Here is a 7,312-nt window from a genome sequence, read left to right as displayed (position 1 = left end):
AGGGGAGGTTTGGAGGGGGGAGGGAGAAACTTTCTCCAGAAAGTTTCTCCCTCCCCCCTCCAATCTTCACAACCCCTTCCCTCAACTCTTCTCGCGCTTGTCGATGACGCGTTGGGCTTTGCCTTCGGTGCGGGGCAGGGAATTGTGCTGTACGAGTTCGACCTTGGGCGTGATGAGGATTTCGTCCTTGAGGGCGCGGGCGATGGTCTCCTGAAGGCCGCGCAACACGCGCATGTCTTCCACAAAGCTCTCCTCGCGGATTTCGACCTGTACCTTCATGGTGTCCTTGAGGCCGTCGCGCTCAAGGACGATGACATAGTTCTGACCCACTTCGGGGTAGGCCATGAGCACGCGCTCGACCTGCATGGGATAGATGTTCACGCCCTTGACGATGATCATGTCGTCGGAGCGGCCAAGGATGCGGTCGATGCGGCGGTGCTTGCGGCCGCAGGGACAGTCGCCGGGGATGATCCGGGTGAGATCGCGGGTCCGGTAGCGCAGGATGGGCATCCCGTGGCGGCACAGGGTCGTGAGCACCAGTTCGCCCACTTCGCCGTCCGGAACCAGCTTTCCGGTGTTCGGATCAATGATTTCCAGCAGATAAGCATCTTCCCAGAGATGCAGGCCGTTCTGGTATTGGCACTCGAAGGCCACGCCGGGGCCGTTCATTTCGGACAGGCCGTAGGAGTTGTACACCTTCATGTCGAACAGGGCTTCGATGCGGCGGCGCGTCTCTTCGGTGTAGGGCTCCGCGCCCACACAGGCGATGCGCAGGGAAAGGGCTTTGGGGTCTTCGCCTTCCTCAATCAGGGTCGTGCCGAGATGCAAGGCATAGGAGGGCAGGATGTGGGCCACGGTGGTCCCGAAATCCTTCACCAGCTTGAGCTGGCGCTTGGAGTTGCCCGCGCCCGCCGGAATGGTCATGCAGCCGAGGCGCTCGGCGCCGAAATGGATGCCGAGGCCGCCCGTGAACAGGCCGTAGCCGGACATGTTCTGGAACACGTCGTCCTTGCGTACGCCCGCCATGTAAAGGCAGCGGGCCATGAGATCGGCCCAGCTGTTGATGTCGGGCTGGGTATAGCAAACGGCTACCGGGGTGCCGGTGGTGCCGCTGGAGCAGTGCATACGCACGAATTCGGAATGCGGAACCGTGGCGAGCCCATACGGATACTGGGAGCGGAGATCGTCCTTGCTGGTAAAGGGAATCCGCCGGATGTCCTCAAGGGAGCGCAGGTTGTCGGCGGACACTCCGGATTCGGCAAGGCGCTTGGCGTAGAAAGGCGCGCGGCTGGCTTGCTGAATGGTCGTTTTCAGGCGCGCCAACTGGACGGTTTCCAGCGTGGCTCTGTCCCATGTTTCGGCTTTGTCAAAGTAATCCATCTTCGTATCCGTATTGGGTTGAAAAACGGTTAACACGCTATCCGTAAAAGCATTCCCTCACCAACGGAACTCCCGCCGCGCAGTCCCCCACCAGTCAAAAATCTTGGGAAAGGACGGGAAAGGGGTTGGAGAAGGGGAGGAGAACCTTTTTTAACAGAAAGGTTCTCCTCCCCTTCCCCAATCAAACCATTATGCTTCTCGCAGCGCAAGGCCGTGCAGCAGCCCGTGGCAGCCCGCAATCATCATGTCGCCGTGCGGGGCGATGAATTGGGCGTGCCCCAGCAGCATCTCGCGGCGCGGCCCGACCGCGAAGGTCGGGGCAAAGCCTTCCGCTTCAGGAGGCAGAGGCGCAAGGAACGCGCAGCCGTGCCCGCCTTTGGCGCGCACCTGTTCGTCGGGAAGCCAGCCGAAACCGAATTCCTTGAGATCGAACAGCAGGGCGTCGGTATCCAGCATTCCGGTGTGGTGCTCATAGACGCCGAGAATGCGCCCCTTGAAGACGAGGAACGCCGCAACATGGCTGTTGCCCACGTTGACCACCGTAACGCCTTGGCGCTGGCTGCGCTTGGCGACTTCCGGCGCGGCGAGCGCGCCGAGGACGGCGGCCGTGGCGGTATCCGCCACAGGCCCGCCCGTGCATTGCTGGAGGGCGTTGAGCCTGGTGCAGGGCGCGGGGGGCGTGTCGTACAGCCAGCGGGCGGGATCACCCTGCGTTTCAGTGAGCAGGGCGCGCCAGAGGTTGAAGCGCCCGACGCGGTTGCCTTCGGGATGGTGCCCGTGATCCTGTGCGGCGGCAACGACGAGGGAGGGTTTGGGAAGCCCGGCGGCGCTGAGGAGGCCGTCCCAGAAACCGGGCTCGTAGTCGGCCAGCGGAACGGCGGCGTATCCTTTGGGGCAGGACGGCGTAATGGAGACGCCCTGCGCCTTTACGCGTTCGGGATTGTCGTGCAGGGCGAGGGCCGCATCAGGAGAAGCGGCGGGGGCGAGACCGGCTGCCACTTGTTCCTGAACGGCGACGGCGAAACCGCCGCCCATGTTGTGCCCGTACAGCCAGACGGGGCGACCGGCGGCTGTGTGGCGGCGGATGCGGTCGGCGATGCCGAGCGCGGGGGAGGGCAGGACGAAACGGGGCCAATTTTCGGCCCGTTCGCCGGGCAGTGCCAACAGGACATCCTGCGTCCCGCTGCCTATGTCGAGGCTCAGGATCGGCCCGGCGGCCGCCAGCAGACGCGCAACGGCATCCCCGGCGGACGCGGGAGAAAGTTCAGCCATGACTATTTTCCTTTATTCTGGATAAGCACCAGCGGGATGCGGTGCAGCGCGCTGGAGAGGCTTTCCGTAGTGCCGATGCGCCACCATACATCGTCGAGTTCCCATCCGGCGCGGCTCGCAATGTCACTGACCAGACCTTTGAGATTGATGATGGGATGGCGCTCGAAAACCTGCGGCAGGCCGTAGGTCAGGCTGCACACGAGGCAGCGGCCCGCGCGCTGGTGGAGTTCGAAGTAAAAATGCAGTTCGCCATCGTCGCTTTCCTCGGGATCGACAACGAGACGGATATCATAGGCTCCCTCTTCCGCATCGCCGAACAGCGCATCGAAAAAATCATTGGTCCGCTGGATGGGGAAAAGATCATTCAGACATTCAGGGGTAAAAACGTCGTATACGGCCATGAAGGAAACCTTCCTTGCGTTGGGAGCCTGCGAAACGCACAGACGAGTGCGACAAGACAACAGCCCAAAAAATAGCATCCATCGGCGCAAGACGCAACAAGAGACACCTTGCGGCGCGACAACAAAGGGGTTTTCGTGTCAACAGACGACGGAGAGCGAAGCCGTGAGATCGGCTTCAATAAGGACCCGTTCGGGAAGGAAGCGCAGGCGGCCCGGATCGAACGCCGGAAGGAGATTACGGGGATGGGCGGGGGCGAGCGCGCCGATCAGCCCCGCCTTCCAGCCGAGGTAGCCGGCTACGGCGGCGGGAGAGACGCCCGCGTCCCGCAGGGAGGCCAACGTGAGGCTTGCGTGGCGCTTGGCGAGGCGTTCGCCTTCGGGATCGCAGAGCAGGGGCAGGTGCATATAGGCGGGGCGGGGATAGCCGAGGAGATCGAACAGGGCGAGCTGGCGCGGCGTGGAGACGAGTAGATCCTCCCCCCGGACGACTTGCGTAATGCCCATGAGCCCGTCGTCCACGACCACGGCAAGCTGGTAGGCGATGACGCCGTCAGAGCGCCGCAAGGCGAAATCACCGCCGCAGGCTTCCAATGTCATGCTGAAAGGGCCGAATACGGCATCCTCAAAAGCATAGTTCTGGGAAGGGCAGCGGAGCCGGATGCACGGGCGGCGTCCGGCGGCTTCCAGCTCGGCGCGGCGTTCGGGGGGCAGGTTGCGGCAGGTTCCGGGGTAGGCGGCCCCGGCGTCCCCCACATGGGGCGCACCCGCCAACGTGCGAAGCTCCTTGCGGGTACAGTAGCAAGGGTAGATATGCCCGGCCCTGTCCAGACGGTTCAGGGCGTCCGCGTACAGCCCCATGCGGGCGCTCTGGACGTACGGTCCTGCCGGTCCTCCGGCGTCCGGGCCCTCGTCCCAGTCCAGCCCGAGCCAGCGCAGATCGCGGATGATCGCGTCGGCGTACTCGGGTCGGGAACGGTCGGGATCGATGTCCTCCATGCGCAGCACGAGCGAACCGCCTTTGCTCCGGCAGGCCAGCCACGCGAGCAGAAAAGCCCATGCGTTGCCGAGGTGCAGGAAACCGGTGGGGCTCGGCGCGAGCCTGCCCCGGACGGGACGGGAGGCGCTCATCCGTGCTTTCGGGAAACGATGAAGAAGACGGAAAGGACGGTCAGGCAGCAGGCCGTGACGATGACGCCGTCCACCTGTTCGCCAGCGAGCAGCCAGCCGAGGAATACGCCGATGACCGGATTGACGTATTCGTAGGAAATGGCGACCACGGTGCGGGTGTGCAGCAACAGCCAGAAATAACAGGTGTAGGCGATGATCGCCCCAAAGATGACCAGATAGAGCAGCGCCCCCGCGCTCAGCGGAGTGACGGAATCCATCGAGAACGTGGAAAACTCCCCAAGCACGGCGGCACCCACGAGGCTCTGCAGGCCGCCGATGAACATCAACAGGCCGCTCGTCTGTATGACGGAAAGCTGGGTCTCGCTCGCCTGTTTTTTGGAGAGGAACGAGCCAGTCACCCAGCCGAAGGCGGCGCACAGCACAAGCAGGATGCCCCATCCGGAGTCCGTGCCGGAGGCCGTCTGATTGACGCTGAGAAGGATGAGGCCCGCAAAGCCGGTCCCGAGCCCGAAGAACTGCACTAACGAAGGCCGGGGATCGCCGCAGAACAGCCAGCCGCCGAGCACCATCCAGATGGGCACCGCGCCGAGGATCATGGCCGCCGTACCAGAGGAGATGGATTCCTGCCCTTTGGCGAGGAAACCGCTGGCCATGAACACCATGAAGAACGCGAGAACGAAACTTTGGGAGAGGTCCTTGCGGGTTGGCAAGTTGCGTTCGCCACGCGCCCAACTCCAGAGATACAGGAGTACGCCCGCAAGCATCATGCGCAGGCCGCACATCATGAACGGGGGAAAGCTCTCAATAGCGAATTTGATGGAAATGAAACAAGAGCCCCACGAGATATAAACCAGAGTGAGGCATCCCAGTACTTGCGCGATGTGTTTTTGCCGTGTCGTCAACATGCGCGGGAAAATATCCCGTCGTCCGCCGTACTGCAAGCCCCGAAAAACGACAAAAACGACAACTGGTTGTCTTTGCTCGCGAAAAGAAAAAAGCGAAAACGATATTGACATGAAAAACGAATCAGGGCATCATGCCACCCATGAACATTCAATCCGTCAACCTTCTCTCCGCTCGCTGGTGGTGGCACTCTTGCTAAAGAGTGCCGGGTTGTCGAGTCTTCTTCACAGAGCGTAAACATCCAACCGCGGCCGGGATACTGGTCGCGGTTTTTTTGTGGTGGTATCCCGTCCTAAGATGAGGAAACTGCCATGAATACGTCTTCCACTTCCCTCTCCGCTTCCGAATCCACCGGTTTCTTTGGCGCTTACGGCGGGCAGTTTGTCCCCGATGATCTGAAGGCGCGTCTTGACGAAGTGACCGAAGCCTTTGATCGGTATAGCGACAATTCCTTTTTCAAGGACGAGCTGGATTACTATTTCAAGCACTACACTGGGCGTCCGAATCCCATCTTTTTTTGCGCCAATCTGAGCGAACGCCTCGGCGGGGCCAAGATTTATCTCAAGCGTGAGGATTTGAACCATCTCGGCGCGCACAAGATCAACAATACGTTGGGCCAGTGTCTGCTGGCGAAGCGGATGGGCAAGAAGCGGATCGTAGCGGAGACCGGCGCGGGGCAACATGGCGTGGCGACGGCGGCGACGGCGGCCCTGCTCGGGCTGGAGTGCACCGTGTACATGGGTGCCGAGGACATGAAGCGCCAGCGCCTGAACGTCATCCGCATGGAGATGCTCGGCGCGAAGGTCGTGCCCGCGCTTTCCGGCCAGCGCACGCTCAAGGAAGCCGTGGACGAGGCGCTCGCCGCGTGGATCGCCAATCCCGATACCTTCTATGTGCTCGGTTCGGCGGTCGGCCCGCATCCCTATCCCACGATGGTCCGTCATTTTCAGGCCGTCATCGGCTGTGAAGCGCGCGAGCAGATGCTCGCCGAATGCGGGAAACTGCCTGTGGCCGCTTTCGCCTGTGTGGGCGGCGGCTCCAATGCCATCGGCCTGTTCGCCGGATTTGTGGACGATGCGGACGTGCGTCTTATCGGTGTGGAGCCCGCCGGACGCGGCCTGACCTACGGCGATCATGCCGCCAGCCTGTGCAAGGGTGAACCCGGCGTGATGCACGGTTTCCATTCCTACATGATCAAGGACGAGAAAGGCGAACCGGGCGCGGTGTACTCCATTTCCGCCGGGCTCGATTATCCTTCCGTCGGCCCCGAGCACAGCTATCTCAAGGACATAGGCCGCGCCGAGTACGTCAGCGTGACCGACAAGGAAGCCGTGGACGCGTTTTTCCTGCTGTCCCGCACGGAGGGCATCATCCCCGCGCTCGAATCCTCCCACGCCTTGGCGCAGGCCGTTAAAGTGGCTCCCACACTGCCCAAGGACGCCGCGCTGCTGGTGTGTCTCTCCGGTCGCGGCGACAAGGACGTCGAGCAGATGGAAGCTTTCCTGGAGAGCGCGAAGTAGGCGGGATTGAGAGGAATTGGGGAGGGGAAGGAGAACCTTTCTGAGGAAGGGGGAACTCCCCCACGGCTCTCCTTCCCCTCCCAAACCTGCCAGCGCGGCTCGCATCCCCCCTTCTTCCTCTCCAAAGCCTTTCGTGTTTATCGAATTCCCCATGGCGGTTTTGCCTGTTGAAGAAGAAAGCGCCTTTCCCGTGTTTGTGCGGGAAAGGCGCTTTTTATTGGCTTGGATTGTTTTTCCTTCGAATGTTGCATTCTTTCACAGGGAATCCATTCGCTGATTTTTTTGAATTGTGCACTGTTCAATCCGTAATACTCAAAGGGGAACCTGCTCTATATCTTTCCATCCTCCCAAAATGGGGAAAGGCGCGGAACAGGGATTCGATAAGGTCAAATCCTTGACGTGATCCCCCGGCTAAGCCGGGGGGCTCCTGCAGTTTGACAATTCCCTAAAACAGCAAACCTCCTTGTCCGAACCGCTCAAGGCAGAACAAGGAGGCTTTTTATGAAGCAATTACAAAGTTTAAGTCATACGGTCTGGGAGTGTAAGTATCATATAGTGTGGATTCCGAAATACCGGAAAAAGGTTTTGCACGGCAAGATTCGTGAGGAGTTGGTGGGCGTATTTCATGAATTGGCCAACTGCCGAGGCTGCAAGATATTGGAAGGGCACCTGTGTGTGGATCATGTGCACATGTTACTGTCGATTCCA

Annotated in this window: 7 protein-coding genes; 2 read left to right on the top strand and 5 right to left on the bottom strand. The window is 61.0% G+C overall.

The window, feature by feature from the left end:
- Positions 1-81: 81 nt before the first annotated feature.
- The 5 genes from T370_RS0120525 to T370_RS0120505 all read right to left on the bottom strand — a co-directional run bounded on the left by T370_RS0120525 (position 82) and on the right by T370_RS0120505 (position 5,086).
- A complete protein-coding gene (locus T370_RS0120525; RefSeq protein WP_029436847.1) occupies positions 82-1,380 on the bottom strand; it encodes a phenylacetate--CoA ligase family protein in 1,299 nt (432 codons plus the stop codon).
- Between the two features lie 189 nt (positions 1,381-1,569).
- Positions 1,570-2,652 carry a DUF1786 domain-containing protein gene (locus T370_RS0120520; RefSeq protein ID WP_029436846.1) on the bottom strand — a complete coding sequence of 361 codons (1,083 nt, stop codon included), beginning with the start codon at positions 2,650-2,652 and terminating at the stop codon, positions 1,570-1,572.
- Positions 2,653-2,654: 2 nt separating this feature from the next.
- On the bottom strand, positions 2,655-3,053 hold the full coding sequence (locus T370_RS0120515) for a hypothetical protein (RefSeq protein ID WP_005025904.1): 399 nt from the start codon (positions 3,051-3,053) through the stop codon (positions 2,655-2,657).
- Positions 3,054-3,191: 138 nt separating this feature from the next.
- On the bottom strand, positions 3,192-4,181 hold the full coding sequence (gene gluQRS, locus T370_RS0120510) for a tRNA glutamyl-Q(34) synthetase GluQRS (RefSeq protein ID WP_029436845.1): 990 nt from the start codon (positions 4,179-4,181) through the stop codon (positions 3,192-3,194).
- Entirely contained in the window at positions 4,178-5,086 is a 909-nt protein-coding gene (locus tag T370_RS0120505) for an EamA family transporter (RefSeq protein ID WP_005025908.1), read from the bottom strand. Before T370_RS0120505 ends, gluQRS begins: the two co-directional genes overlap by 4 nt.
- A gap of 309 nt (positions 5,087-5,395) precedes the next feature.
- Between T370_RS0120505 and trpB the strand changes: the two genes are divergently transcribed.
- Together trpB and tnpA are read left to right on the top strand one after the other, a co-directional pair.
- Positions 5,396-6,604, top strand: a complete 1,209-nt coding sequence (trpB, locus tag T370_RS0120500) for a tryptophan synthase subunit beta (RefSeq protein WP_029436844.1) — start codon at positions 5,396-5,398, stop codon at positions 6,602-6,604.
- 501 nt (positions 6,605-7,105) lie between these two features.
- Positions 7,106-7,312: IS200/IS605 family transposase (tnpA, locus tag T370_RS0120495; RefSeq protein ID WP_029436843.1), on the top strand; the 207-nt coding region annotated here is incomplete at its 3' end.

It is taken from the genome of Bilophila wadsworthia ATCC 49260, from assembly GCF_000701705.1.
Lineage (GTDB): Bacteria > Desulfobacterota > Desulfovibrionia > Desulfovibrionales > Desulfovibrionaceae > Bilophila > Bilophila wadsworthia.
Note: the sequence above shows the minus strand (reverse complement) of the source record. Positions and strands in the feature narration are given on the sequence as shown.

Coding starts and splice junctions, on each gene's coding strand:
- T370_RS0120525 (WP_029436847.1), bottom strand. CDS start 1,380: ATGGATTACTTTGACAAAGCCGAAACATGGGACAGAGCCACGCTGGAA.
- T370_RS0120520 (WP_029436846.1), bottom strand. CDS start 2,652: ATGGCTGAACTTTCTCCCGCGTCCGCCGGGGATGCCGTTGCGCGTCTG.
- T370_RS0120515 (WP_005025904.1), bottom strand. CDS start 3,053: ATGGCCGTATACGACGTTTTTACCCCTGAATGTCTGAATGATCTTTTC.
- gluQRS (WP_029436845.1), bottom strand. CDS start 4,181: ATGAGCGCCTCCCGTCCCGTCCGGGGCAGGCTCGCGCCGAGCCCCACC.
- T370_RS0120505 (WP_005025908.1), bottom strand. CDS start 5,086: ATGTTGACGACACGGCAAAAACACATCGCGCAAGTACTGGGATGCCTC.
- trpB (WP_029436844.1), top strand. CDS start 5,396: ATGAATACGTCTTCCACTTCCCTCTCCGCTTCCGAATCCACCGGTTTC.